The 663-nt window shown below is 36.3% G+C and carries 1 pseudogene; it reads right to left on the reverse strand.

The window, feature by feature from the left end:
- Window positions 1-461, reverse strand: a pseudogene (locus A3761_RS24745) (hypothetical protein); the annotation flags it as partial.
- Window positions 462-663: the final 202 nt, after the last annotated feature.

Raw genomic sequence — 663 nt, forward strand, 5'->3', positions numbered from 1 at the left:
TAGAATACTTTACCTATAAATAGGCCATAATCACGATGGATAGCTCTGAGCAATTTAATAGCTTTAGTTTTGATCGCTACAGCTTCCTCTATATGGCCATAGAGCTTCCACATTCCATCAGATTCATGTGAATTCATATGCCAACATTGGACAAAAGTATTTTTCCTAAGCCTTTCCCAATAAGAATCAGAAAACTCTTTGCTATCGTTTGCTTGACGAAGCAATTCTGTAGTTGCATTCCATTTTTCCAACGCTTTCTTCGGAAAAGCTCCTTCAAATTTATCATCGAATCCATCAATCCTTGTTAAATATAAGCTTTCCGATTCCAAAAGAGAAAGAAACTTTGCAAATGACATAAACCGCCACAAAGTTGCATCACGATCAGGAGGGATGACACCCGTTGCACCATACATTTCATCATCAAGAACATTCAAAATATGTTTATTATTTTCTGTATCCATAAATAGTTAATACGCCAACGCTATCCACCTCCGCTCAAAGTACAAGATGGCAGTGTTAGCCTATTTTTCTCCTCAATCGGTTAATTCCATAAGTTATTTTGAACGTAAAGATCATTAGTTTACTGTTAAACAAGACACTAGACTATTAGCATCAATCGGCTTATTGAGCACTTTGAATCCTGACCGTTTGAGACTTATCAAT

Source organism: Oleiphilus sp. HI0123, assembly GCF_001635315.1.